General features: G+C 72.5%; 22 protein-coding genes. 13 read left to right on the forward strand and 9 right to left on the reverse strand.

What is annotated here, in order from left to right:
• The first annotated feature begins 595 nt into the window (after nt 1-595).
• The 4 genes from ABT085_RS22010 to ABT085_RS22025 all read left to right on the forward strand — a co-directional run bounded on the left by ABT085_RS22010 (nt 596) and on the right by ABT085_RS22025 (nt 5,271).
• A complete protein-coding gene (locus ABT085_RS22010) occupies nt 596-1,528 on the forward strand; it encodes an SCO0930 family lipoprotein (protein ID WP_351610413.1) in 933 nt (310 codons plus the stop codon).
• A 345-nt stretch (nt 1,529-1,873) separates the two neighbouring features.
• Nucleotides 1,874-2,686, forward strand: coding sequence for an SAM-dependent methyltransferase (locus tag ABT085_RS22015; RefSeq protein WP_351610360.1), 813 nt, complete (start codon nt 1,874-1,876; stop codon nt 2,684-2,686).
• Nucleotides 2,683-4,818: a putative bifunctional diguanylate cyclase/phosphodiesterase gene (locus ABT085_RS22020; RefSeq protein WP_351610362.1), complete on the forward strand. Its 2,136-nt coding sequence runs from the start codon at nt 2,683-2,685 to the stop codon at nt 4,816-4,818. The genes ABT085_RS22015 and ABT085_RS22020 overlap by 4 nt, the downstream gene beginning before the upstream one ends.
• Before the next feature lie 51 nt (nt 4,819-4,869).
• The gene (locus ABT085_RS22025) at nt 4,870-5,271 is read left to right on the forward strand and encodes a nuclear transport factor 2 family protein (protein WP_351610365.1); all 402 of its coding nucleotides are present in this window, start codon (nt 4,870-4,872) and stop codon (nt 5,269-5,271) included.
• A 27-nt stretch (nt 5,272-5,298) separates the two neighbouring features.
• Here the strand turns inward: ABT085_RS22025 and ABT085_RS22030 are convergent, their stop codons facing one another.
• Nucleotides 5,299-6,183, reverse strand: a complete 885-nt coding sequence (locus ABT085_RS22030; protein WP_351610367.1) for a LysR family transcriptional regulator — start codon at nt 6,181-6,183, stop codon at nt 5,299-5,301.
• Nucleotides 6,184-6,314: 131 nt separating this feature from the next.
• On the opposite strand from ABT085_RS22030, the gene ABT085_RS22035 reads away from it, so the two are divergent.
• From ABT085_RS22035 to ABT085_RS22065, 7 genes are all read left to right on the forward strand, one after another.
• Complete coding sequence (locus tag ABT085_RS22035; RefSeq protein WP_351610416.1) at nt 6,315-6,986, forward strand: succinate dehydrogenase; 672 nt, start codon at nt 6,315-6,317, stop codon at nt 6,984-6,986.
• Nucleotides 6,987-6,989: 3 nt separating this feature from the next.
• On the forward strand, nt 6,990-8,939 hold the full coding sequence (locus ABT085_RS22040) for a fumarate reductase/succinate dehydrogenase flavoprotein subunit (protein WP_351610370.1): 1,950 nt from the start codon (nt 6,990-6,992) through the stop codon (nt 8,937-8,939).
• Entirely contained in the window at nt 8,936-9,685 is a 750-nt protein-coding gene (locus ABT085_RS22045; RefSeq protein ID WP_351610372.1) for a succinate dehydrogenase/fumarate reductase iron-sulfur subunit, read from the forward strand. The genes ABT085_RS22040 and ABT085_RS22045 overlap by 4 nt, the downstream gene beginning before the upstream one ends.
• A 304-nt stretch (nt 9,686-9,989) precedes the next feature.
• Nucleotides 9,990-11,489 (forward strand): glycosyltransferase family 39 protein, encoded by a 1,500-nt coding sequence (locus ABT085_RS22050; protein WP_351610375.1) that lies wholly within the window; start codon nt 9,990-9,992, stop codon nt 11,487-11,489.
• Nucleotides 11,490-11,633: 144 nt separating this feature from the next.
• The gene (locus ABT085_RS22055) at nt 11,634-12,410 is read left to right on the forward strand and encodes a GNAT family N-acetyltransferase (RefSeq protein WP_351610419.1); all 777 of its coding nucleotides are present in this window, start codon (nt 11,634-11,636) and stop codon (nt 12,408-12,410) included.
• Nucleotides 12,410-13,204, forward strand: a complete 795-nt coding sequence (locus ABT085_RS22060) for a lysophospholipid acyltransferase family protein (RefSeq protein ID WP_351610378.1) — start codon at nt 12,410-12,412, stop codon at nt 13,202-13,204. Before ABT085_RS22055 ends, ABT085_RS22060 begins: the two co-directional genes overlap by 1 nt.
• Before the next feature lie 341 nt (nt 13,205-13,545).
• Complete coding sequence (locus ABT085_RS22065; protein WP_351610380.1) at nt 13,546-16,020, forward strand: ATP-dependent Clp protease ATP-binding subunit; 2,475 nt, start codon at nt 13,546-13,548, stop codon at nt 16,018-16,020.
• Nucleotides 16,021-16,057: 37 nt separating this feature from the next.
• Here ABT085_RS22065 and ABT085_RS22070 read toward each other — a convergent pair whose 3' ends face one another.
• Entirely contained in the window at nt 16,058-17,059 is a 1,002-nt protein-coding gene (locus ABT085_RS22070; RefSeq protein WP_351610383.1) for an LLM class flavin-dependent oxidoreductase, read from the reverse strand.
• Between the two features lie 97 nt (nt 17,060-17,156).
• Here ABT085_RS22070 and ABT085_RS22075 point away from each other — a divergent pair, with 97 nt between their 5' ends.
• A complete protein-coding gene (locus ABT085_RS22075; RefSeq protein WP_351610385.1) occupies nt 17,157-17,648 on the forward strand; it encodes a phosphatase domain-containing protein in 492 nt (163 codons plus the stop codon).
• A gap of 48 nt (nt 17,649-17,696) precedes the next feature.
• On the opposite strand, the gene ABT085_RS22080 is transcribed toward ABT085_RS22075, so the two are convergent.
• The 5 genes from ABT085_RS22080 to egtA all read right to left on the reverse strand — a co-directional run bounded on the left by ABT085_RS22080 (nt 17,697) and on the right by egtA (nt 22,474).
• Complete coding sequence (locus ABT085_RS22080) at nt 17,697-17,912, reverse strand: dodecin (RefSeq protein WP_351610388.1); 216 nt, start codon at nt 17,910-17,912, stop codon at nt 17,697-17,699.
• 152 nt (nt 17,913-18,064) lie between these two features.
• Nucleotides 18,065-19,027 (reverse strand): L-histidine N(alpha)-methyltransferase, encoded by a 963-nt coding sequence (gene egtD / locus ABT085_RS22085; protein WP_351610391.1) that lies wholly within the window; start codon nt 19,025-19,027, stop codon nt 18,065-18,067.
• Nucleotides 19,024-19,812 (reverse strand): ergothioneine biosynthesis protein EgtC, encoded by a 789-nt coding sequence (gene egtC, locus ABT085_RS22090; protein WP_351610394.1) that lies wholly within the window; start codon nt 19,810-19,812, stop codon nt 19,024-19,026. The genes egtD and egtC overlap by 4 nt, the downstream gene beginning before the upstream one ends.
• Nucleotides 19,812-21,158 (reverse strand): ergothioneine biosynthesis protein EgtB, encoded by a 1,347-nt coding sequence (gene egtB / locus ABT085_RS22095; protein WP_351610396.1) that lies wholly within the window; start codon nt 21,156-21,158, stop codon nt 19,812-19,814. Before egtB ends, egtC begins: the two co-directional genes overlap by 1 nt.
• On the reverse strand, nt 21,155-22,474 hold the full coding sequence (gene egtA, locus ABT085_RS22100) for an ergothioneine biosynthesis glutamate--cysteine ligase EgtA (RefSeq protein ID WP_351610399.1): 1,320 nt from the start codon (nt 22,472-22,474) through the stop codon (nt 21,155-21,157). The genes egtB and egtA overlap by 4 nt, the downstream gene beginning before the upstream one ends.
• 278 nt (nt 22,475-22,752) lie before the next feature.
• Here egtA and ABT085_RS22105 point away from each other — a divergent pair, with 278 nt between their 5' ends.
• Entirely contained in the window at nt 22,753-23,577 is an 825-nt protein-coding gene (locus ABT085_RS22105) for a TIGR02452 family protein (RefSeq protein WP_351610402.1), read from the forward strand.
• Between the two features lie 44 nt (nt 23,578-23,621).
• Here the strand turns inward: ABT085_RS22105 and ABT085_RS22110 are convergent, their stop codons facing one another.
• Nucleotides 23,622-24,068 carry a type II toxin-antitoxin system PemK/MazF family toxin gene (locus tag ABT085_RS22110; protein ID WP_351610405.1) on the reverse strand — a complete coding sequence of 149 codons (447 nt, stop codon included), beginning with the start codon at nt 24,066-24,068 and terminating at the stop codon, nt 23,622-23,624.
• Between the two features lie 57 nt (nt 24,069-24,125).
• On the reverse strand, nt 24,126-24,672 hold a 547-nt coding region (locus ABT085_RS22115; RefSeq protein ID WP_351610410.1), incomplete at its 5' end, for a flotillin domain-containing protein.

Consider the following 24,672-nt stretch of genomic DNA (forward strand, 5'->3'; position numbering starts at 1 on the left):
ATACGCCATTAATTGTATGTTGCCTGTTGTTATGTCGTCTGCTCTTCCCATCACGGGCGACGGGGGTGGGGGTGTCGGGCACGGGGTCGGCGACGGCACCGGGCACGACGGGGGAGTGGGCCAGGTGCCGCCTCCCACGACCGCCGCCGCGGCGCCGCCTCCCGCGACCGCCACCGCGGCCATGCCGTCCGGGCCGGCCGAGGCCCATGCGCAGGCGTCGGCCGTCGCGCTGCCGGCCGGTGCGCCCACCAGCGTCCAGACCAGCGTGACAACGGCCAACACCCTTGTGCCGAAGGCGGATCGGGTCGGTTCGGGTCCTTGCACGACGGAGATCATTCGCTGCGCCGGGGCCGCACACGCAGGACCGGTCGAGGATTGCCCCGAAGGAGGGACAGGTGCCGTACGGCGGTTTGATCGGCTCGCCGCGGCGGGGCGGCCGGCACGCACGCGCGTACGAGGTGGGAGGGGCCGGGCACAGGTTCCGGAAAGAATTTCGTGCTGTGGCTGAACACAACCCCCGTACCCGTGCGTACCCAGTGTCGTGCGGCGGCTCACAGGGAGTCGCAACACCAAGTGGATGATCGGGGAGTTGACGATGAAGACCTCCTGGCGGAGCGCCTCTCTCGTGGCGAGCGCTGTGTCCGTGCTGGCGCTGACGACGGCGTGCGGCCAGGAAAACGGCGCGCCGGCCGCTAGCCAGAACGTCGGGGCCACGGCCGCGGCCGGCGGCTACGGCAGCGCGGGCACCGGTCTCGGCGCGGACACCTCCAACAACGACCCGGGGGCGCAGACCACCACCGCCGGTGAACTGACCGTGTCCGACAACGCGCAGCTCGGCAAGGTGCTCACCGACAGCACCGGGCTGACGCTGTACCGCTTCGACCAGGACACCGCGGAGCCGCCGAAGTCGAACTGCGACGGCGACTGTGCCACGACCTGGCCGCCCGTCCCCGCGGACGACGCCACGGCCGGCGCCGGCATCGACAAGGCGCTGCTGGGCGAGGTCACCCGCTCCGACGGCACGAAGCAGCTGACCGTCAACGGCTGGCCCGCGTACCGCTACGCCAAGGACACCAAGGCCGGTGACACCTCCGGTCAGGGCGTGGGCAACAAGTGGTTCGCGCTGGCCCCCGACGGCAAGAAGGCGAAGGCGGCCAGCCTGGCCGGGCTGTCCGTCCGCAAGGACCCCACCCTGGGTGACATCGTCGTCGACAAGAACGGCATGACGGTCTACCGGTTCCTGAAGGACAAGGCGTGGCCGAAGTCGGTGTCGAACTGCACCGGGGCCTGCCTGGAGAAGTGGCCGGCGGTCGGGCCCGTCGCCGCGAACGACACCGAGGGTGTCGTGAAGAAGGGCCTGATGAGCTTCACCCGGCCCGACGGGGTCAAGCAGCAGACGGTCAACTGCTGGCCGATCTACACCTTCTCCGGTGACAAGGCGGCCGGGGACATCAACGGTCAGGGCGTCGGCGGTACGTGGTACGCGGTCTCCCCCGACGGAAAGCCGGTCGGCGCGCCGAAGCAGTAGGGATCACCTCCCCAGGGCTGATCGCTGCTGCCCGATGACGCGCGCGACCCAGATCCGCCCCCTCCGGCCGCACGGAGGGGGCGGATCGCTGTGCGTGGTGAGGGCGCTTAACGCCGAGTTTTCCTGGCAGTTGATCAAACTTCATGATTCTCGGGGAGTCTTCGGAGCTGCCCGAGTGCATCAGTGCCTCGGGTACCTTTCGCGGCGCGGGCCGGACCTCTCTCCGGCACGTGCCGCAGGCAGTGACCGGGAACGGACGGTCAATTTCCGTTTCCGCTCGCTCCTTTGGCGGGCGATCAGTAGCCTCAGCTCGAACACCGGATCGTCCACGCCTTGGAGGGTTGGATGGAGCGTCCCGCTTGGGCCCCACGGAGCATCGACATCTCGGTGCCGAGCGTTTCGCGCATCTACGACTACTACCTGGGCGGTTCGCACAACTTCGAGGTCGACCGGCAAGCGGCCCGCAGGGCCATGGAGTTCATGCCGGGACTTCCCAGGATCATGCAGGCGAACCGGGCGTTCCTGCGCCGCGCGGTGCGCTTCGCGGTCGCCGAGGGCGTCACCCAGTTCCTCGACATCGGCTCCGGCATCCCCACGCACGGCAACGTCCACGAGGTGGCGCAGGCCGCGGCCCCCGGTGCGCGGGTGATGTACGTGGACCACGACCCGGTGGCCGTCGCGCACAGCGAGGCGGTGCTTGCGGGCAACGACGGCACGGACGTGGTCGCCGCCGATCTGCGCAAGCCCCGGGAGATCCTGTCGAATCCTCAGGTCCGGCAGCTGATCGACCTGAATCGTCCAGTGGCGCTGCTTCTCGTTGCCATACTGCACTTCGTGGAAGACGCGGACGACCCGTACGGTGCGGTGGCGGAGCTGCGCGAGGCCCTCGCGCCCGGCAGCCTGCTGATCCTCACGCATGCCTCGTACGAGGGAATCCCGCTGCCGCCGGAGCGGGCCGAGGGCGCGGTGGACGTATACAAGGACATTCGCAACCCGCTCATCATGCGCTCGCGGAACGAGATCGAGCGGTTCTTCGAAGGGTACGACATGGTGGAACCGGGACTGGTGCCGATGCCGCGGTGGCGGCCGGACACGGCGCCGGAGGACGACGACCCCTACGCCTACTCCGGTTTCGCGGGCGTGGGGCGTACGGCGTGACCGCGGAACCGGACGGCCCGGAGGGCAGACTGCGGCGGTTCGCCACGATCTGGAGCCGGGCGGTGTACCCGGTCACCTCGACGTCCCTGACCCGGCCGGAGTTCGAGGAACTGCTGCTGCCGCTGGCCAGGCGGCTGAGCAAGGCACTGCGGGCCCGCAGCTTCGACGCCGCCGAGGGCAAGGCGGTCGGCGCCGCCCTCGTCGCGGCGCACTGCACGGACCCCGACGCGCTCGGCCCCGCGCTGGACTGCGTCGACGCCTACCTGGTGCTCTACTGCGGCGGCAACGGCTCCCAGGAGGACCTGAGGACCCGTTCCTCCCGGCTCCAGCACGCCATGGCCGCCGGGTACGCGCAGGCGCTGCGCGACCGCACCCTGGCCGAGCAGGAGGCGATCGCCCGAGCCGCGCTCCAGGCGCAGGGCGTGGTCGCCCAGGCGCTGCACGCGAGCGAGGCGCGCTTCCGGGCCGTGTTCGAAGGCGCGGCCATAGGTATCAGCATCGCCGACCTGGACGGCAACGTCCTGGAGGTCAACGGGGCGATGCTGCGCATGTTCGGCGGCTCCGAGCAGACGCTGCGCGGCCGCAACGTCCGGGACTGGACGCACGCCGAGGACGCGCCCCAGGTCTGGCGGCTGTACGAGGAACTGGTGCGCGGCGACCGCGAGCACTACCACGTGGAGAAGGCCTACTACCGCCCCGACGGGACGGTGCTGTGGACCAACCTCACGGTCTCCCTGCTGCGCGACGCCGACGGCGCGCCGCAGTACCAGCTGGCGCTGATGGAGGACACCACCGAGCGCCGCCTGCTCAACCTCCGGCTGCGCTACGAGGCCACGCACGACGCGCTCACCGGGCTGCCCAACCGCACCCTGTTCTTCGAACGGCTGGAGAAGGTGCTGAGTTCCGGCCCCGGACAGCGGTTCGGCCTGTGCTACCTCGACCTGGACGGCTTCAAGACCATCAACGACAGCCTCGGCCACGCGGCCGGCGACCGGCTGCTGGTCGAGGTCGCCGACCGTCTCCAGTCCTGCGCGACCGCGCCCGGCGAGATGGTCGCGCGGCTGGGCGGCGACGAGTTCGTCGCGCTGACCACCGGGCCCGACACCCAGCGGGAGGTCGACGAGCTCGCCGCCCGCATCATGAACGCCCTGGTCGCCCCGATCAGCGTCGACGGCCGGGAGCTGACCGTGCGCGGCAGCATCGGCGTGGTCGAGGGCGCGGCCCAGGAGCGCAGCGCGGCGGAGGTGCTGCGCAGCGCCGACATCACGATGTACCGGGCCAAGTCCGCGGGCGGCAACCGCTTCGAGCTCGCCGACCCGGAGGCCGACGCCCGCGCCATCACCCGGCACGGGCTCACCACGGCACTGCCGGCCGCTCTGGAGCGGGGCGAGTTCTTCATCGAGTACCAGCCCCTGGTCCACCTCGGCGACGGCAGCGTGCACGGCGCCGAGGCGCTGGTGCGCTGGCTGCATCCGCAGCACGGCGTCCTCGGCCCCGACCGGTTCATCCCGCTCGCCGAACACACCGGCCTGATCGTCCCGTTGGGCCGCTGGGTGCTGGAGCAGTCGGTCCGTCAGGCCGGCCGGTGGCACGAACGTCACGCCGACAGCGGCCCGTTGCGCATCAACGTCAACCTCTCGCCCTGCCAGCTCACCCACCCCGGCCTGGTGCAGGACACGGTCGAGATCCTGGAGCGCACCGGTGTCGCCCCCGAGGCGCTCTGCCTGGAGGTGACCGAGTCGGCGCTGATCGGCGCGGACGACGACCTGCTCAAACCGTTGCGCCGGCTGGCCGAGATGGGCGTCGACATCGCGCTGGACGACTTCGGCACCGGCTACTCCAACCTCGCCAACCTGCGACGGCTGCCGGTGAGCATCCTCAAGCTGGACCGCTCCTTCACGCAGAGCATGCAGCAGTTCCCGGCCGACCCCGTCGATCTGAAGATCGTCGAGGGGATCGTCTCGCTCGCCCACAGCCTGGACCTCGCGGTGACCGTCGAGGGCGTCGAAACCGGCGCCCAGGCCGAGCAGTTGCGGATCCTGGGCTGCGACACGGCCCAGGGCTGGTACTACGCCCGCCCCGGCCCGCCGGAGCGGCTGCACGAGCTGGCGCTGGTGGACGCGACGGGGTGAGCGCCGTAATCCGGTTGCGCCGGTGCCGGGACCACATGTGAGCATCGGCGCGTGACCCCTGAACCAGACGCCGTGAACTCGGATGCCGTGAGCGAGGCGATCGCCCGCGAACTGCGCCTCCTGGACCCGGCCGTGCGCTCCTCCCGCGCCGAGGCCCTCCCGCTGTTCGACCCCGAGTTCGTCGAGGTCGGCGCCTCCGGGCGGCGCTACACGTACGAGGAGACCGTGGCCGGGCTGCCCGACAAGCCGGGCAGCGCGGCCGACGGTCCGCGCTACCAGGCGTCGGCGTTCACCGGGGTGGTCCTGGCGCCCGGCCTGGTGCACCTCACCTTCGAGACCGAGTTCGACGGACAGCGGGCCCGCCGCACCTCCCTGTGGCGCAGGCTCGACGCGGAGACGGGCTGGCGGATGTACTACCACCAGGGCACTCCGGTGCCGCCGGAGATCGACTAGCGCCGCTGCACTGGGACGCGCTGCCGTTCACCGTTCCAGCAGCATCCGCTGGAGTTCCCGGGCCGCCCGTGGCGGCGCCACGTCGCTGCGGTGGGCCAGGGCGATCGTGCGTTGCAGGCCGGGCTGGGCCAGCGGGGTCACCCGCAGCCCGTGCCCGGCGCGCGCGGCCACCATGCGCGGTACGACGGCGACGCCCAGCCCGGCCCGTACGAAGCCCAGTACCGCGTCCATCTCGCCGCCCTCCACCGCGAAGTCAGGCTCGAACCCCTCGACGCGGCATGCGGCCACGGTCAGTTCCCTGAGGTCGTAGCCGTGCCGGAACATCACCAGCCGCTCGCTCTCCAGATCGGCCACGCGCACCGCCTGCCGGCCGCCGCCGGGCGGGTCCGCCTCCGGTGACGACACCACCACCAGGTCCTCGCGCAGCAGCTCCACCGTGGTCAGCGCGGGCGACGGGGTGGGCAGCGGCAGCACCACCAGCGCCAGGTCCAGGGCGCCGCGGGCCAGCTCCCGGACGAGGTCGTGCGAGCCGCTCTCCTCGATGATCAGCTGGACGCCGGGATAGCGGTCGTGGAAGGCGCGCAGCACGTCGGGCAGCAGACCGGTGCACAGGCTCGGGGGCGCGCCCAGCCGCACCCGGCCGCTGCGCAGCTGCAACAGCTCCAGCACCTCGTGCCGCGCGGTGTCCGCGTCGGCCAGGATGCGCCGGGCCAGCGGCAGCAGCGCCTCGCCCGCGTCGGTGAGCGTGATGTTGCCCCGGGCGCGCAGGAACAGATCCGCCCCGAGCTCCCGTTCCAGGGCCTTGATCTGCTGCGACAACGACGGCTGCGCCACATGCACGGACTCCGCGGCCCGGGTGAAGTGCCGGCTCTCGGCGACCGCCACGAAGTACTGGAGCTGCTGGAACTGCATACCTCCACGGTAACCCATCGATAGTCACAAGCTATGGATTCGAGCTGGACCATGTCTTGGACCGATTGGGACCTTCGGCCCTAACGTCAGGACTCATGGCTCTGGCAACGCGGACGGACCGACGGGCGTCACTGGCACGCACCGTGTGGGACTCCTCCATCGGCAAGAAGGCAGTGATGGCCGTCAGCGGCCTGATCATGCTGCTGTACCTGGTCGCCCATGTGATCGGCAACCTGAAGATCTTCTTCGGGGCGGGCGAGTTCAACCACTACGCCCACTGGCTGCGCACCGTCGGCGAGCCCTTCATGCACTACGGGTGGACCCTCTGGCTCGTCCGTGTCGTGCTGGTGCTCGCGGTGGTCGCCCACGCCACCTCCGCCTACCAGCTCAGCCGCCGCGACATCAAGGCACGCCCCGGCAAGTACGTGCACAAGAAGCCCCGGGCGAGCTACGCGACGCGCACCATGCGCTGGGGCGGCATCATCCTCGGCCTGTTCATCGTGTGGCACATCCTCGACCTGACCACCGGCACCGTGCACTCCGGCGGTTTCCAGGAGGGCCACCCCTACCAGAACGTCGTCGACACCTTCTCCACCTGGTACGGCGACGTCATCTACATCGTCGCGATGCTCGCCCTGGGCCTGCACGTCCGGCACGGCTTCTGGAGCGCCGCCCAGACCCTCGGCGCCGGCAGCCGTACCCGTGACCGGGCCCTGAAGATCTTCGCCGACGTCCTCGCACTGCTGCTCACGGCCGGCTTCGTCGCCGTACCCGTGGGCGTGATGACCGGAGTGGTGAGCTGACACATGACCGACTACGCCGAATACCGCACGGGTGAACCGATCGTGGACGGCAAGGCCCCGTCCGGCCCCGTCGCCGAGCGCTGGGACAAGCGCCGCTTCGAGGCCAAGCTGGTGAACCCCGCCAACCGCCGCAAGCACACGGTCATCGTCGTGGGCACCGGGCTGGCCGGCGGCTCGGCCGGCGCCACCCTCGCCGAACAGGGCTACCACGTCGTCCAGTTCTGCTACCAGGACTCCCCGCGCCGGGCCCACTCCATCGCCGCCCAGGGCGGCATCAACGCCGCGAAGAACTACCGCAACGACGGCGACTCGGTCCACCGGCTGTTCTACGACACCGTCAAGGGCGGCGACTTCCGCGCCCGCGAGTCCAACGTCCACCGCCTCGCCCAGATCTCCGTCGAGATCATCGACCAGTGCGTGGCCCAGGGCGTGCCCTTCGCCCGTGAGTACGGCGGCCTGCTCGACACCCGCTCCTTCGGCGGCGTCCAGGTCTCCCGCACCTTCTACGCGCGCGGCCAGACGGGCCAGCAACTCCTGCTCGGCGCCTACCAGGCGCTGTCCCGGCAGATCGCGGCCGGGAACGTGGAGATGCACCCGCGTACCGAGATGCTCGACCTGATCGTCGTCGACGGACGGGCCCGCGGCATCGTCGCCCGGGACCTGATCACGGGCCGCGTCGACACGTACTTCGCGGACGCCGTCGTCCTAGCCTCCGGCGGCTACGGCAACGTCTTCTACCTGTCGACCAACGCCATGAACTCCAACGCCACCGCCGTCTGGCGGGCGCACCGGCGCGGCGCCCTGTTCGCCAATCCCTGCTTCACCCAGATCCACCCCACCTGCATCCCGCGCACCGGCGACCACCAGTCCAAGCTGACCCTGATGAGCGAGTCGCTGCGCAACGACGGCCGCATCTGGGTGCCGAAGGCCAAGGGCGACGACCGGCCGCCGAACCGCATCCCCGAGGACGAGCGCGACTACTACCTGGAGCGCATCTACCCCTCCTTCGGCAACCTGGTCCCGCGCGACATCGCCTCGCGCGCAGCCAAGAACGTCTGCGACGAGGGCCGGGGCGTGGGCCCCGGCGGCCAGGGCGTCTACCTGGACTTCGCCGACGCCATCGCCCGGATGGGCCGGGCGAAGGTCGAGGAGAAGTACGGCAACCTCTTCGACATGTACGAGCGGATCACCGCGGAGAACCCCTACGAGGTGCCGATGCGGATCTATCCCGCCGTGCACTACACGATGGGCGGACTGTGGGTCGACTACGACCTCCAGACCACCGTCCCCGGCCTGTTCGCGATCGGCGAGGCCAACTTCTCCGACCACGGCGCCAACCGCCTCGGCGCCTCCGCGCTGATGCAGGGACTGGCGGACGGCTACTTCGTGCTGCCGTCCACCATCAACGACTACCTGGCCCGCGCCCCGCACCAGGAACAGGTGACCGCGGAACACCCCGTCGTGCAGGAGGTGCTGGCGGAGACCGAGGACCGGCTCAGCCTGCTCCTGGCCGTCGACGGCGACCGCACCCCGGACTCCTTCCATCGCGAACTCGGCGAACTGATGTGGGAGTTCTGCGGCATGGCCCGTACGGACGCGGGGCTGCGCAAGGCCCTGGAGCGCATCCCGCAGATCCGCGAGGAGTTCTGGCGGCGCATCAAGGTCCCCGGCACCGGCGAGGAGTTCAACCAGTCGCTGGAGAAGGCCAACCGGGTCGTCGACTACCTGGAACTCGCCGAACTGATGTGCCTCGACGCACTGCACCGCGCCGAGTCCTGCGGCGGCCACTTCCGCGAGGAGTCCCAGACCCCGGACGGCGAAGCGGCCCGAAGGGACGAGGAGTTCGCCTACGCGGCCGCCTGGGAGTTCACCGCGACCGGCGAGCCCCCGACCCTCCACAAGGAAGACCTGGTCTTCGAGTACGTCCACCCCACCCAGCGGAGCTACGCATGAAGCTCACCCTGCGCGTCTGGCGGCAGCGCAACGCCGACGCCGAAGGCGCCATGTCCACCTACGAAGTGGACGGGATCTCCTCCGACATGTCCTTCCTGGAGATGCTCGACACCCTCAACGAGGAGCTCATCCTCAAGGGCGAGGACCCCGTCGCCTTCGACCACGACTGCCGCGAGGGCATCTGCGGCGCGTGCAGCCTGGTGATCAACGGCGACGCGCACGGACCCGAGCGCACCACCACCTGCCAGCTGCACATGCGGTCCTTCCGGGACGGCGACACCATCGACGTCGAGCCCTGGCGGGCTTCGGCCTTCCCGGTCGTCAAGGACCTGGTCGTGGACCGCTCGGCCTTCGACCGGATCATCCAGGCCGGCGGCTACATCACCGCCCCCACCGGTGCCGCGCCCGAGGCCCACGCCACCCCCGTGCCGAAGCCGGACGCCGACCTCGCCTTCGAGCACGCCGAGTGCATCGGCTGCGGCGCGTGCGTGGCCGCGTGCCCGAACGGCGCGGCCATGCTGTTCACCTCGGCGAAGGTCAACCACCTCAACGTGCTGCCGCAGGGCGCGCCCGAGCGCGAGACCCGGGTCCTGGACATGGTGGCCCAGATGGACGCGGAGGGCTTCGGCGGCTGCACCCTCACCGGGGAGTGTGCCACCGCCTGCCCCAAGGGCATCCCGCTGATGTCCATCACCGGCATGAACCGGGAGTGGCTGCGGGCGACCCGCAGGGCCGCGGGCCGCTGAGGTCCGGGAGACGTTCGCCGACAGGGTGCGGGCGGGCGGGACCGGGAGTGGTGCTCATCCCCGGTCCCGCCAGGCACCCGCCGGTTCCGTCAGGCACCCGCCGGTTCCGTCAGGCACCCGCCGGTTCCGTCGGACACCTGCCGGTCCCGCCGGTCCCGCCAGGCACCTGTGGGTCCCGCCAGGCACCCGCCGGTCACGACACCGGCACCCGGCCCCGCCGGGACCGAGGCCGAACAGGGGAAAGCCGCCGGGTCGGGCGGGTCGCGCAGGCGGCCGGGCCCGGCCCGCGGCTATGGCTGTCGGCATGGCACTCCTCTCTCCTCCCGCCCCGGCCGCGGGGGACACCGCGGCACCCGCAGAGCGGCACGAACGCAGGCCCGTCCCCGGCGGTCCATGGCTGTGGCCCACGCTGACCACCCTCGCCGCCGCGCTCTACCGGATCGGTGAACCCCTGCTCGGGCGCGACGAACTGACGAGCTGGGACATGTCCGGGCGCAGCGTCGGGCAGGTGCTCGCCACCGTGCACCGGGTGGACGCCGTGGTGGGCACGTACTACCTCCTCCTGCACGGCTGGACCCGTCTGTTCGGGGACTCGCCCCTGGCCCTGCGGCTGCCCTCGGCCCTGGCCATGGCCGCCACCGCCGCCTGCGTGGCGCTGATCGGGCAGCGCCTGTTCGGCCGCCGCGCCGGACTGGCCGGCGGTCTGCTGTTCGCCCTGATCCCGGGCGTGAGCCGGTTCGCCCACGAAGCCCGCCCGTACGCCCTGGTGATGCTGGCCGTGACCCTGGCCGCGCTGCTGCTGCTGCGCGCCCTGGACCGGCCGCGCAGTCCGGTCCGCTGGGCCCTCTACGCGCTGGCGGTGGTGGCCGTCGGACTGTTCCACCTGATCGCGCTGACCTGCCTGCTGGCGCATCCGGTCCTGGTGGCCCTGCGGGGCCGGCCGGAGCGCGGCCGCTGGTGGGGTTTCTGTCTGGCCGTCACGGCCGCGGTCGCCGCGCTGTCCCCGTTGGTCGCGCTGGGCCAGTCGCAGACCGGCCGGCAGAGCTCCTGGATCACCCGGCCGGACGGCTGGGGCCTGGTCGACATCTGGTCGCAGCTGTTCTACTCCGGTCTGTGCGCCGGGGCGCTGATGCTGCTCGTCGCGCTGGCGTGCGGGCAGCGCCGGGACGCCGTCGCCTTCTGCGCGGTCTCGGCGCTGGTGCCCCCGCTGGTGATCTGGACGGTGTCCCAGGGCGGGGTGTCGTACTTCTACTTCCGCTACATGCTGTTCACCCTGCCGGCCCTCGCGGTCCTGGCCGGAGCGGGGCTCGTGGCGGCCGCCAGGACCCGGCCGGTGATCGCCGCGGTGCTCGCCGCCCTCACGCTGCTCACGCTGCCCGAACAGCTCGCCCTGGGCGAGCCGCTGGCGCACTACTGGACCGGCGGCCCCGACTACGCGGCGGCCGCCCGGACCATCAGCAAGTACTACGTGCCGGGCGACGCGATCGTCTACGACCGGGACGAGGAGGCCGGCATGTTCCCGCTCGGCGTCCGCTACTACCTGCCCCGCGACCTCGTACTGCGCGACGTCTTCCTCGACGAGCCGGCCGTCCGCCGCGACGACCTGCTGTCGACCGACTGTCCGCAGCCGGCCCGGTGCCTGCACGGCGAGAAGCGGATCTGGCTGGTGGTGATGGGCGACCAGAGCGATCCGCTGGACGGCCTGCCGCCGCTCCAGGCCGCGGCCCTGCGCGCCCATTACACCGCGTACGGGGCGGACCGTCCGGGTGGACTGACGGTGGCCCTGCTGCTGCGGACGAAGTGACACCGCGGCATTCAGGACGCAAAGAACCGGTCATTCAGCAGCCGCACATCCATGGGCCCCGCACAGGACACGTCCAGGCCAGCCGGGGGCGGAAAAAGTGAGGTGCAGATGTCCTCACGCTTCCGCTCGGCACAGGAGACCTTCATGACCGCCCTGCCCGCCTCGCCCCCTGCACTGGCAGCCCCGGCCGGAGGATCCGGCTATCTGGTCTCGCTCGCCCGCGACCAGGACGACGTCCGCGCCGCACAGCGGCTGCGGCACCAGGTGTTCGCCGGTGAGATGGGCGCCCGCCTGGACGGTCCCGAGCCGGGCCTGGACGTGGACGCCTTCGACGCCCACTGCGATCACCTTCTCATACGGGACGGCGCCACCGGCGAGGTGGTCGGCACCTACCGGCTGCTGCCGCCGGAGCGGGCCGCGGTCGCCGGACGCCTTTACTCCGAGGGCGAGTTCGACCTCGGCCCGCTCGCCCCGATCCGGCCCGGACTGGTCGAGGTCGGCCGTTCCTGCGTGCACCCCGACCACCGGGACGGCGCGGTCATCGGCCTGATCTGGGCCGGGATCGCCCGCTACATGGTCGAGCGCGGCCACGAGTGGCTGGCGGGCTGCTGCTCCGTCCCGCTGGCCGACGGCGGCACGCTGGCCGCCGCGACCTGGGACCGGGTGCGCGAGAAGCACCTGGCGCCCGAGGAGTTCCGGGTACGGCCGCTGCGGCCCTGGACCCCGCCCGCGGGCCTGACCACGCCCGCCCGCACCGAACTGCCCGCCCTGCTGCGCGGCTACATCCGACTGGGCGCCTGGGTGTGCGCCGAGCCCGCCCACGACCCCGACTTCGGAGTCGCCGACCTGTACGTGCTGCTGTCGATGCGCCGGGTCAACGAGCGCTACCTGCGGCACTTCCTCTCGCTCGTCCCGGCCTGATGAGCGTCTGGCTGCCCAGCGCGCCCTGCACCCCCGGGGCGTGTGTGGAGCCGACGGGCTCCGCCGCCGCCGTACCGAGGGCCGTGCTGCGGATGACGGCGTTGATCGTGCTGCTTCTCGCGGGGATCACGCTGGTGCCGCTGGGCCGGTGGATCCCCGCGGAGGCGATACGCCGGTGGAGCCGGTGGATCGTACGGGCCGCCGGGGTGCGGATCCGGGTCACCGGCCCGGCCGCGCCCACCGGCGGGCTGCTCCTGGTCGCCAACCACATCTCGTGGCTCGACATCCCGCTGCTCGCCGCCGTGCGGCCGGCCCGGATGCTGGCCAAGGCCGAGATCCGGCAGTGGCCGGTGGCGGGCCCGCTGGCCGCGGGCGGCGGCGTGCTGTTCATCGACCGCGACCGGCTGCGCGCCCTGCCCGGCACCGTCGCCCGCATGGCGGAGGCCCTGCGGGCCGGCGGGGCGGTCGCGGTCTTCCCCGAGGGCAGCACCTGGTGCGGCCGGGCCCAGGGGGACTTCCGCCGGGCTGCCTTCCAGGCCGCGCTCGACGCGGGGGCGGCGGTCCAGCCCGTGCACATCCGCTACCGGTTCGCCGGGGGAGCGGCCAGCACGACGCCCGCCTACGTCGGCGACGACTCGCTGCTCGCCTCGGTGTGGCGGGTGGTGTCGGCGCGCGGGCTGATCGCCGAGGTGGAGGTCCGGCCCGCCCTGCCCGCGGGAGCCCACGCCGACCGCCGCGCCCTCGCCCACGCGGCGCAGCACAGCCTGGGCGCACGGGCCGGAGGGCACCCCTGACGGCGGCGGGTGGTCCCGGCGGCGGCGGCGGCCACGCGTGCACGGTCGCCGTGCGTCCCTGACGGCCGACGGGTGGCGGGACCGGGCGCGGTCCCGCCACCCGCCCGCGCCGGACCCGGTGCCGTGACGCTGCTGCCCCGCACCCGCACCACGGTTGGGGCCTGTGCTCCGTCGACCTGCCGGACGGGTGCCGCGCGACCCGCCGGGGCGCGCCCCGCCCTCGCGGTGCCGCGCGAGGGTGGTGGGCCGGCTCCCTGACCGGTGCATATGCAGGGATGTCTGAATTGTGGCAGTTTGGGGCCATCGGACGGCTGTCGGCTGCGCAGGGAAGGCCCGCAAGGATGACTACTCCAGGTTTCGGTTTCGGACGCGGTCCCTTCGAGGGGTTCGACGAGCTGATGTCCCGGTTCTTCGGCGGCCAGGTGCAGCCGCCGCAGGCGCGCCGGGTGCAGGCGCTCGACATCGGCGGTCTGCTGTCGGAGCGCGCCCGTGAGCTCGTCGCCGAGGCCAGGGACCTGGCCGCCGCCGAGGGCAGCGAGGAGCTCGACGCCCGGCATCTGCTGGCCGCGGCCACCACGCACCACTCGACCCGCCGGCTGATCGCGGAGGCGGGCGCGGACCCCGACCGGATCAGGGAGCGGCTCGGCATCGGCGAGGACGCCGCGGAGAAGGCCGCGCCCACCACGCTCACCCCCTCGGCCAAGCGGGCCCTGCTGGACGCCTACCAGATCTCCCGTGCCGAGGACTCCTCCTACATCGGTCCCGAGCACCTGCTGCGCGCCCTCGCCGCCAACCCCGAGTCGACGGCCGGACGGGCCCTCGCCGACACCGGCTGGGAGCCGACCCGGATGCCCACCGAGACCGTGGGCGAGCGGGCCAAGGGGCCCAGCAGCACGCCGACGATCGACGAGTTCGGCCGCGACCTCACCGAGGACGCGCGGGCCGGGCGTCTCGACCCGGTGATCGGACGCGACGACGAGGTCGAACAGACCATCGAGGTCCTCTCCCGGCGCAGCAAGAACAACCCCGTCCTCATCGGCGACCCCGGCGTGGGCAAGACCGCCATCGTCGAGGGCATCGCCCAGCGGATCGTGGCCGACGACGTGCCGAAGACCCTCGCGGGCAAGCGGCTCGTCTCCCTCGACCTCGCCGGGATGGTCGCCGGCACCAAGTACCGCGGCGAGTTCGAGGAGCGGCTGAAGAAGCTGCTCGACGAGGTGAGCGAGCACGGCGACGGCCTGGTGCTGTTCCTCGACGAGATGCACACCGTCGTCGGCGCGGGCGGCGGCGGTGAGGGCGCCATGGACGCGGGCAACATGCTCAAGCCCGCCCTGGCCCGCGGCGAACTGCACCTGATCGGCGCCACCACGGTCGACGAGTACCGCAAGCACATCGAGAAGGACGCCGCGCTGGAGCGGCGCTTCGCCCCGATCCTGGTGGGCGAACCGTCCGTCGACGACACCATCGAGATCCTGCGCGGACTGCGCGACCGCTACGAGGCCCACCACCAGGTCCGTATCACCGACGAGGCGGTGGTCGCCGCGGCCGAGCTGTCCGACCGCTACATCACCTCCCGGTTCCTGCCCGACAAGGCCATCGACCTGATGGACCAGGCCGCCGCCCGGGTGCGGCTGCGCGCGAAGACCCCGCTCGCCGACACCCGCGAGATCGAGGACGACATCGCCGCCCTGAACCGGGAGAAGGACCAGGCCGTCGCCGACGAGGAGTACGAGCGGGCCAAGGAGCTCCGCGACCGGATCAAGGAGGCGGAGGGCCGGCTCGCCGAGGTGGGCCAGGCCGAGGAGCAGACGCCCAAGGTCACCGCCGAGGACATCGCCGAGGTCGTGTCCCGCACCACCGGCATCCCGGTCGCCCAGCTCACCGAGGAGGAGCGCGAGCGGCTGATGAAGCTGGAGGAGCACCTCCACGAGCGGGTCGTCGGCCAGGACGAGGCCATCACGGCCATCGCCCGTGCCGTGCGCCGCGCGCGGGCCGGGATGAGCGACCCCAACCGCCCCGTCGGCAGCTTCCTCTTCCTCGGCCCGACCGGCGTCGGCAAGACCGAGCTCGCCCGCGCCCTGGCCGCCGCGCTCTTCGGCGACGAGCACCGCATGATCCGCCTGGACATGAGCGAGTTCCAGGAGCGGCACACCGTCTCCCGGCTGGTCGGCGCCCCGCCCGGATACGTCGGCCACGACGAGGCCGGGCAGCTCACCGAGGCGGTGCGCAGGCAGCCGTACACCGTGCTGCTGCTGGACGAGGTGGAGAAGGCGCACCCCGACGTCTTCAACACGCTGCTGCAACTGCTCGACGACGGGCGGCTGACCGACTCCCAGGGCCGCACGGTCGACTTCAAGAACACCGTCGTGATCATGACGTCCAACATCGGCGCCGACCGCATCCTGGCGGCCGGCGTGGAGGACTACGCCAAGGTCCGCGAGACGGTCATGCCGGTGCTCCACCAGTACTTCCGGCCGGAGTTCCTCAACCGCATCGACGAGATCATCGTCTTCCGCGGTCTGGTCCGCAGCCAGCTGCGCGAGATCGTCGACCTGCTGCTCGCGCACACCCGGCGCCGGCTGGACGCCCAGGACGTCGGCATGGAGGTCACCGACGCGGCCGCCGATCTGCTGGCGAACCTCGGCTACCAGCCCGACTTCGGCGCCCGCCCGCTGCGCCGCACCATCCAGCGCGAGGTCGACGACCGGCTGGCCGACATGCTGCTGTCGGGCGAGCTGAACGCGGGCGACCGGGCCAAGGTGGACGCGCAGGACGGCCACATCGTCATCCGGGCGGACAAACCGGCCGAGGTCTGACGCCTTCGGCCCGGTCTCCCCGGGACGCCGTCGCGGCTCAGGAGGCCGTCACGACGCCGGCGAGCCGGCGGTAGGAGTCCAGCAGGGCCGCGCGGTCGTAGGTGCTCGTGGTGACGAGCACCTCCTGCGCGCCCGTGTCCTTCAGCACCGTCTCCAGCTCGTGCGCGACCTCCTCCTCGGTGCCGGCGATGTGTCCGGCGAGCCCGGACTCGTAGAAGCCGCGCTCCTTCGCGGTCATCGTGCGGGCCTCGACGGCCTCGGCCGGGGGCAGCGGCGGGAAGCTGCCGTGCGTACGCGCGTACGCCATGGACCACGCCTCCGGCACCAGCAGCCGCCGGGCCGCCTCCGGGGTCGCGGCCACCGCGACCGAGCCGGAGATCACGACGTACGGCTCCGGCGCCCAGCCGGACGGCCGGAAGCCGGCGCGGTAGCGGTCGACGCCCCGCCGCATCCGCTCGCGGTCGCGCAGGTCGCCGATCACCATCGGCAGCCCCGCGCGGGCCGCGATGTCCGCGCCCTCGCCCATGGCCAGCACGAACGGCGGCACGTCGAGGCCCTCGGAGGGGCGCGCGTGCACCCCCGTCGGGGACGTGCCGCGGAACCAGCCGAGCAGTTCGCCGAGCTGGGCCGCGAAGTCCTCGGCGTCGTCCTTGCCGCGCCCGAGCGCCCTGCGCACCCCGTCGGTGAAGCCCACCGAACGGCCCAGGCCCATGTCGACGCGCCCGGGGAAGAGCGACTCCAGCACCCCGAACTGCTCGGCCACGATCAGCGGCCGGTGGTTGGGCAGCATCACCCCGCCGGTGCCGACCCTGATGGTGCTCGTCGCGCCGGCCACCGCCGCGGCCAGCACGGTCGGCGCGGAACCGGCCACCCCGGGCACCCCGTGGTGCTCCGACACCCAGAAGCGGTGGTATCCGAGCCGCTCCGCCTCCCGCGCCAGCGCCACGGTGTCGCGCAGCGACTCGGCGGCCGGACGGCCCTCCCGGATCCGGGAGCGGTCGAGGACGGAGAAGCGGGCCGAGGCGATCACGGAACTCATACCTGGTTCAACACCGGGCGGGCCGGGGGATTCCCCACCGAGGGCGGCGGGTGGGCGGCTGGACTCCGCACGGCGGGCGGCGTCTAGGGTGGGCGCCGTGGCAGACAGCAGCAGACCGCCGCTCGCGGTGTTCGATCTGGACAACACCCTCGCCGACACCGCGCACCGGCAGCGGTTCCTGGAGCGCAGTCCGCGGGACTGGGACGCGTTCTTCGGGGCCGCGCCGCAGGACCCGCCGATCGCCGAGGGCGTGGCGCTGGCGGTGACGAGCGCGCGGGAGTGCGAGGTCGTCTATCTGACCGGGCGGCCCGAGCGGTGCCGCCCCGACACGCTCGACTGGCTCGCGGAGCACGGGCTGCCGCAGGGGCGTGTGTACATGCGGCGCAACGACGACCGGCGCCCGGCCCGGCGCACCAAGCTGGAGACCCTGCGGCGCCTCGCCCGTAGCCGGGAGGTCAGGTTCCTGGTGGACGACGACGAACTCGTGTGCGACGACGCCGAGCGGGCGGGATTCACCGTGGTCCGGGCGCGCTGGAGCGCTCCCTCGGACGCGCTGACGGCGGCCCAGGAGCAGGACGGGCGGACCTGAGGCGCGTCGGTGCGGACGGCGCGCCCCGGTCGTACGCCGGCGGAGCGGTCAGTCGGTGTCCTCGATCCGGAAGCCGACCTTCAGGCAGGCCTGCCAGTGCTCGATCACACCGTTCTCGATCTGGCCGCGGACCTGGGTCACCTCGAACCAGTCCAGGTTGCGCAGGGTCTGCGAGGCGCGGGAGATGCCGTTGCGGACGGCCTGGTCGATGCCCTCGTGCGAAGTGCCGACGATCTCCGTGACCCGGTAGGTGTGGTTCGACATGCGGGAGCTCCTCTCCGCCGTGACCGGTATGTCACGTATGCCTCCACCGTGCCCCAGGCCGCGCCGGAGCGCGAGGCGTCGGATCCCGCACCCGCGCCGCGGGTCCGCCGGGCCCAGGAGCGCCGGCGGACCCTCTCAGGCGGCGTCCGCGCTCAGCGCACCGTGCTGAGCGACAGCGCGAAGCGGCCCTGTGTGTCCGTCCACCAGTGCGTCAACTCCATTCCTGCTGCCGCCAGTTCGGCGCGCACCCCGTCCTTGCGGAACTTCGCCGACACCTCGGTGCGCAGCTCCTCGCCGGCCTTGAAGTCCACGGCGAGATCGAGCACGGGGATCTTCACGGTCTGGTCGGTGCGCGCCCGCAGCCGCATCTCGATCCACTCGCGCTCCGCGTCCCACAGGGCGACGTGGTCGAAGGCGTCGAGGTCGAAGTCGGCGCCCAGTTCACGGTTGACGACGGTCAGCACGTTCTTGTTGAACGCGGCCGTCACCCCGGCCGTGTCGTCGTAGGCCCGGACCAGCACCTCTTCGTCCTTGACCAGGTCCGTGCCGAGCAGCAGCGAGTCCCCGGGCGCGAGCAGGGCCCGTACGGACGCCAGGAACGCGGCGCGCTCGGCGGGCAGCAGATTGCCGATCGTGCCGCCGAGGAAGGCCACCAGCCGGGGTCCGGGGGTGTCCGGCAGCTTCATCGTGTCGGTGAAGTCGGCGATCAGCGCGTGCACGTCGAGTCCCGGCCGCTCGGCGGCCAGCGCCCGTCCGGCCTGGGTGAGGGCGCTCTCGCTGACGTCCACCGGGACGTAGCAGCTCAGACCGGTGAGGGCTTCGAGCAGATAGCGGGTCTTCTCGGAGGAACCGGAGCCGAGTTCGACCAGGGTGCGGGCCCCGGTCGCCATCGCGATCGCGTCGGCCCGGCCGGCCAGGATCTCGCGCTCGGCGCGGGTGGGGTAGTACTCGTCGAGTTCGGTGATCTGCTCGAACAGATCGCTGCCGTGCGCGTCGTAGAACCACTTCGGCGGCAGCGTCTTGGGGTCGGAGGTGAGGCCGAGCAGGACGTCCGCGCGCAGCGCGGCGTCCGTGGCGTCCTCGGGAAGGGTGCGGGTGATCTGGAACGGGCTCACGTACAGGGCTCCTTCAAGGGTGCGGGTACCGCCTCGGTGCTCGGCTCCCCGATCGGGGTGAGCAGCACCTCGGCACGGCTCGCCACGAGCAGCGTGCGGTCGGGGACCTGAAGCCAGTGCGGATCGTCGTCGTAGGGCTCGGAGGCCACGACGGCGCGGCCGGGTTCGGCCAGGTACCAGAGGGTGTCCCCCCAGGCGGTTGCGGCGATGGTCTCGCCGTCGGTCAGCAGCAGGTTGAGACGGGACTGCGGGGCCGCGGCGGCCACGTCGACGACCGTGTCGGCCAGGGCGCGGCCCGGCTCGTCGCCGCGGCGCAGCCGGTGCAGGGCCAGGGCCCACACCAGCGCGGAGTCGTTGCGCGCCTCCAGCGACAGCAGTTCCTCGGGCGGCAGCGTCCGGGCGGCCGCGGCCATGGTGTGCGGCCAGCCGGCCACGGCGCCGTTGTGGCTGAACAGCCAGGGGCCCGCCGCGAACGGAGCCGCGGCGGCCTCCGCGTCGGCGCCCGCCAGGGTCGCGTCCCGGACCGCGGCGAGCAGGGCGGTGGTGCGCACCACCCGGGCCAGGTCGGCGAAGGACAGGTCGGCCCAGATCGGCCCGGCCCGCCGGTAGCGGGCCGGCGCCGGGTCCCCGGCCGCGTACCAGCCGACGCCGAAACCGTCGGCGTTGACCGTCCCGTAGCGCTGGTGCCGAGGTGCCCAGGACTGGCGGTACAGGCCGTTCGCGGGCTCCGTCAGTAGCCGCCCCAGCGACTGCACGGGCCCCAGATAGGCCAGATGACGGCACATCAGACGGCCTCCGAGCGGGCGGTGCGGAACCCGGAGAAGATCTGCCGCCTGATCGGGTAGTCCCAGTTGCGGAACGTGCCCCGGCAGGCGACCGGGTCCACGGCGAACGAACCGCCGCGCAGCACCTTGTACTCGGGCCCGAAGAACACCTCCGAGTACTCCTTGTACGGGAACGCCCTGAACCCCGGGTACGGCTGGAAGTCGCTCGCCGTCCACTCCCACACGTCACCGATCAACTGCCTTACGCCGAGCGGCGACTCGCCCGCCGGATAGCTGCCGACGGGGGCCGGACGCAGATGCCGCTGGCCCAGGTTGGCGTGTTCCGGCGTCGGGTCGGCGTCGCCCCAGGGATAGCGCGTCGAGCGGTCGCCCGCGGGGTCGTGGCGGGCCGCCTTCTCCCACTCGGCCTCGGTGGGCAGCCGCCGCCCGGCCCAGCGGGCGTAGGCGTCGGCCTCGTACCAGCTCACGTGCAGCACCGGCTCGTCGGGCGGCACCACCTCGGTGACGCCGAAGCGGCGCCGCAGCCACTGCCGGCCGTCGCTGTGCCAGAACAGCGGGGCGGTGATGGAGTGCTTGCGGATGTGCGCCCAGCCTTCCGGCGCCCACCAGCGCTCGGTGTCGTAGCCGCCGTCCTCGATGAACGCCTGGTACGCGGCGTTGGACACCGGCGCCGTGTCGATGTGGAACGCGGCCACCTCCCGCCGGTGCGCGGGCCGTTCGTTGTCCAGAGCCCAGGGCTCGGACGAGGTGCCCATGGTGAACGGGCCGCCGGGGACCAGGACTTCGGCCGGGCCCGCGAACAGCGGGGCAGGTCCGGGGTCCGGTGCGGTCAGGACCTGTGGTCCGGTGCGCAGCTGATGGGTGATCAGCATGGTCTCGTCGTGCTGCTGTTCGTGCTGCGCGATCATCCCGAAGGCGAAGCCCGCCTCGGTCAGCCGGGTCCCGTGGAAGGCGGTGCCCTCCAGCACGTCCAGGGCGCGGCCGCGCACCTCGGCCGCGTAGGCGCGGGCCTCGGCGGGCGGCAGCAGCGGCAGTGACGGCCGTTCGGAGCGCGGATGCTCGAAGGCGTCGTAGAGGCTGTCGATCTCGGGGCGCATGGCCTCCCGGCCGGCGACCGTGCGCAGCAGCCAGAGCTCCTCCTGGTTGCCGATGTGCGCGAGGTCCCAGACCAGGGGCGACATCAACGGGGAGTGCTGGGCGGTGAGATCGGGCCCGTCGACGCAGTCGGTCAGCAGGCTCGTGCGCTCGCGGGCGGTGATCAGCGACGTCAGCGCGCGCTCGCGGAGGGACTCGGCGTCGAGGGCGGGCTCGCGGAGGGTCTCGGTGTCGAGGGCGGGCTCGGTCATGTGCGGATGTCCTTCCCGTGCGCGCGGTGGTCCATCGTGCCGCGCAGTCGGTCGAGCAGGTCGTCGGCCGGACAGCGGCCCGGGATGACGTAGCGCTTCAGGAACGCCGCCACGGCGTTCGTGACCTCGGTCGTGGCACCGAGCCGGGGCAGGGCGTCCAGCGCCGCCGCGAAGCAGGCGATGGCCGCCTCGTGCAGTTCGGGATCGCCGAGCCCGTACCGGGCGGCGTCCATCCACAGCGGGTTGTGCGGCGCGGGCATGCCGACGGTGCGTTCGGCCAGCGGTTTCACACAGCGGTAGGCGGTCTCGGTGGCCTCCCGGTCGTCGAAGAGGGCCGTGGTCACGGCGAGCGGCACGATCCACCCGTCGTCTCCGGGCTGCGCGTCGATCATGCGCAGCTCCAGATGTCCGCGCGGCCTGACCGGCGGGAACAGGGTCGTGATGTGGTAGTCGAGGTCCGCGCGGGTGGGCGGCCTCGGCGTCCCGGACCTGATCCACTGCCGGAAGGTCAGCCCGTCCGGGACATGCCAGGGGCCGGTGTCCTCGCGTACGCACATCACCGGCGCGTCCAGGACGTGCCGGGCCCACGCGTCGCGCGGCTCGGCCTCCAGTTGCGGCGCGCCCGCCCGGCCCGCGCCGATGTCGGTCCAGATCAGCTGGCGGGTGGACACCCAGCCGGTGGGCCTGCCCGCGATCGCCGGAGAGTTGGCGAACGCGGCCACCAGGACCGGGCCCAGGGTGTGCGCCAGCCACCAGCGCCGTCCGAGCCCGAGAGTGCCGGGCTCCTCGTACCCGGCGTCCAGGCACACCTGGACCGAGGCGGAGGTGCACATCATGGCCCGGCCGGCCGGCCCCGAGCGGTCCAGACAGGTCTCCATGGCGTCGTAGCGCTGCTCGCGCAGGAAACGGCGGGGTGTGTGCCAGGGATCGGTGCCGATGCCGCGGAGGCGGAGTCCGACCTCGCGGAGCACCGCGCGGACGGCGTCGAGATCGGCGGAGACGATGCCGATGCACTCCATCAGGGAGGCGGCGGGCGGCGAGCTCAGTTCCAGCTGGCCGCCGGGCTCCGTGGTGAGCGCCGACCTCAGGGGCACGGTCCGCAGTGCGGCGTAGGCGGCGTGCAGTCGTTCGGGTGTGACGGGGAGCTGCGGCCCGCGCAGCTCGTGGACGAGCCATTCCACTTCCACCCCGACGGTGCGGGGCGGTCCCGTCTTGAAGCAGATTCCCCGTACCAGGGCCTCCACCTCGGCTTCGGTGAGGGCGGTGCGGGGGTGCGTACAGTCGCCCTCCGTACGGGCACTTATTGAATCGGGCATGTCAGGATCCTCCTGAGATTCCACCGTTCAGCCGGTCCCGGGTACCCAGGGACGGCGCACGCGCTCGTCCTACCCAAGACCGTCGAGTCGAATCGCACAAGGGTGCACATCATCACTTAAGGGGCACGCCCTGCGTGTGCCCAGGGATGTTCCAGGGGCGGGGAAACTCTGTTGCACCGCAGGACCAGCATCGCTCACGATGCGTTCATGAGCACGACGGGGGAGTCACCACGGGGGAATGCGCAGGCCGCGGGCATGGCACGCACGGGGGTCGTGCCATGAGCGCGCGCCTGCGCGCCGTGGCCCGGGAGACGGAGCGGATCGTCTCGGAGGGGGAGTACCGCGCGTCCGACGGCCGCCGGGTGTCCATCGCCGCGGCGGTCGAGGCCGCACGCGCCGGTACGCGCATGTTCGGGCCGGAACCGGTGGCGGTGCCGCCCCTCCCGCCGGTGGACACCCTCTTCGAGGTCACCGGCGAGGACAGCCTGACGGCCGCCCGGCGGACGGCCGGCCCGGTCGCGGTGCTGGACTTCGCCTCCGCCCGCAACCCCGGCGGCGGCTACCTCAACGGCGCCAAGGCCCAGGAGGAGGACCTGTGCCGGTCCTCCGCGCTGTACACCTGTCTGCTCCAGGCGCGGGAGTTCTACGAGCACCACCGCAGCCGGGTGGATCCCTTCTACACGAACCGGGTCATCCACGCGCCGGCCGTCCCGGTCTTCCGCGACCACCGCGGACGGCTGCTGGACGAGCCGTTCACGGCCGGATTCCTGGCCGCGGCCGCGCCCAACGCCGGTGTGGTGATGCGGGTGTCGCCGTACCACTCGCCCGAACTGGTGTACGCCCTGATCATGCGGGCCGAACGGGTCCTGGAGACCGCCGCGGCGCACGGCTACCGCGGGCTGGTGCTGGGCGCCTGGGGATGCGGCGTGTTCCGCAACGACCCGGTCCGGGTGGCGGCCGCCTTCCGCGCCGCGCTCGGTCCCGGCGGAAGATTCGCCGGGACCTTCGAGCACGTGGTCTTTGCCGTACTGGACCGCACACCGGGAACGGTGGTCAGGGCCGCCTTCGAACAGGCCTTCCCCGTGCCGCGGTTCCCGGCCTAGCGCTCCGGGCCGGCCCGGCTCCAGCCGTAGCGCCCGGGGCCGGCTCAGCTCCAGCCGTAACGTTCCCCCAGCCGGTGCCGGACGAGGTTGAAGCGCATCCGGTCCAGCGCGCAGGCCTCCCGGCGCATCCCCTCCTCGTGCAGGCGCAGGACCCGGTCGACGTCCACCCACGAGTCGCGCCCGGTACGGTCCCACGGCCCGCTGCCGATCGGCACCCACTCGCGGTCGCCGTCGTGCCGCTTGCTGGAGAGCTGCACGGCGAGCAGCGTGCCCGCGGCCTCGCGGGCGACGACCAGCACCGGACGGTCCTTGCCCCGGCCGTCGTTCTCCTCGAAGGGCACCCAGGTCCACACGATCTCACCGGGGTCCGGATCGCCGTCGTGCGCGGGCGCGTACTCGGTGCGTACCTTGCCGACCTCGCGGGGGTCGGCCTCGGTGGTCGCGGTGGGGCCGTAGCGGCCCGGGACGTTCTCATCGGTAGACGCAGTCACGGTCCGTACCGTACGGGACGGGGGCGTACGGCGGACGACCGCCGTACGCCCCGACGATCAGCCCTCCTCCACCGGCACCTTCTGCGACGGCGCACCCGCGATCCCGTTCAGCGGCGAAGTCCCGTTCGCCGACGGCCCGTTCTGGTTCATGGAAGCCAGCAGCTGACGCGCGAGACCCAGCCCGGTGCCGCCCATCGTGAGCGCCTTGGCGAACAACTCGGCCATGCCGTCGGCGCCGTTGAGCAGCACCATGTTGTCGACGTTGCCGAAGGCGGACGCCCCGGCCCTGACGATCTCCGGCCAGTTCTCGGCGAGTTGCTGGGCGACGACCGCCTCCTGGTTGTCGGCGAGCGCGGCGGCCCGCGCCTTGATCGCCTCCGCCTCGGCCAGGCCCTTGGCCTTGACCGCCTCGGCCTCCGCCAGACCCCTGGCGCGCGCCGAGGCGGCCTCGGCCTCACCGGTGACCCGGGTGGCGGTGGCGGCCGCGGCACCCCGCGCCTCGGTCGCCTGGGCCTCGGCACCCGCGGCCGTCTTCACCCGGGTCGCCTCGGCCGCGGCCGCGAGTTCCGTCTCCCTGGCCTTGGCCTGGGCCGCCGAGATCCGC

This window comes from Streptomyces sp. NPDC002265 (genome assembly GCF_040296125.1).
In the GTDB taxonomy this organism is placed as follows: domain Bacteria; phylum Actinomycetota; class Actinomycetes; order Streptomycetales; family Streptomycetaceae; genus Streptomyces.

Excerpts from the sequence above, each read along its gene's own strand:
- ABT085_RS22055 (WP_351610419.1), top strand. The coding sequence starts at position 11,634 with ATGACCGCCCTGCCCGCCTCGCCCCCTGCACTGGCAGCCCCGGCCGGA.
- ABT085_RS22070 (WP_351610383.1), bottom strand. The coding sequence starts at position 17,059 with ATGAGTTCCGTGATCGCCTCGGCCCGCTTCTCCGTCCTCGACCGCTCC.
- ABT085_RS22030 (WP_351610367.1), bottom strand. The coding sequence starts at position 6,183 with ATGCAGTTCCAGCAGCTCCAGTACTTCGTGGCGGTCGCCGAGAGCCGG.
- ABT085_RS22065 (WP_351610380.1), top strand. The coding sequence starts at position 13,546 with ATGACTACTCCAGGTTTCGGTTTCGGACGCGGTCCCTTCGAGGGGTTC.
- ABT085_RS22040 (WP_351610370.1), top strand. The coding sequence starts at position 6,990 with ATGACCGACTACGCCGAATACCGCACGGGTGAACCGATCGTGGACGGC.
- ABT085_RS22045 (WP_351610372.1), top strand. The coding sequence starts at position 8,936 with ATGAAGCTCACCCTGCGCGTCTGGCGGCAGCGCAACGCCGACGCCGAA.
- ABT085_RS22015 (WP_351610360.1), top strand. The coding sequence starts at position 1,874 with ATGGAGCGTCCCGCTTGGGCCCCACGGAGCATCGACATCTCGGTGCCG.
- ABT085_RS22080 (WP_351610388.1), bottom strand. The coding sequence starts at position 17,912 with ATGTCGAACCACACCTACCGGGTCACGGAGATCGTCGGCACTTCGCAC.
- ABT085_RS22105 (WP_351610402.1), top strand. The coding sequence starts at position 22,753 with ATGAGCGCGCGCCTGCGCGCCGTGGCCCGGGAGACGGAGCGGATCGTC.
- ABT085_RS22010 (WP_351610413.1), top strand. The coding sequence starts at position 596 with ATGAAGACCTCCTGGCGGAGCGCCTCTCTCGTGGCGAGCGCTGTGTCC.
- egtB (WP_351610396.1), bottom strand. The coding sequence starts at position 21,158 with ATGACCGAGCCCGCCCTCGACACCGAGACCCTCCGCGAGCCCGCCCTC.
- ABT085_RS22050 (WP_351610375.1), top strand. The coding sequence starts at position 9,990 with ATGGCACTCCTCTCTCCTCCCGCCCCGGCCGCGGGGGACACCGCGGCA.
- egtC (WP_351610394.1), bottom strand. The coding sequence starts at position 19,812 with ATGTGCCGTCATCTGGCCTATCTGGGGCCCGTGCAGTCGCTGGGGCGG.
- ABT085_RS22060 (WP_351610378.1), top strand. The coding sequence starts at position 12,410 with ATGAGCGTCTGGCTGCCCAGCGCGCCCTGCACCCCCGGGGCGTGTGTG.
- egtA (WP_351610399.1), bottom strand. The coding sequence starts at position 22,474 with ATGCCCGATTCAATAAGTGCCCGTACGGAGGGCGACTGTACGCACCCC.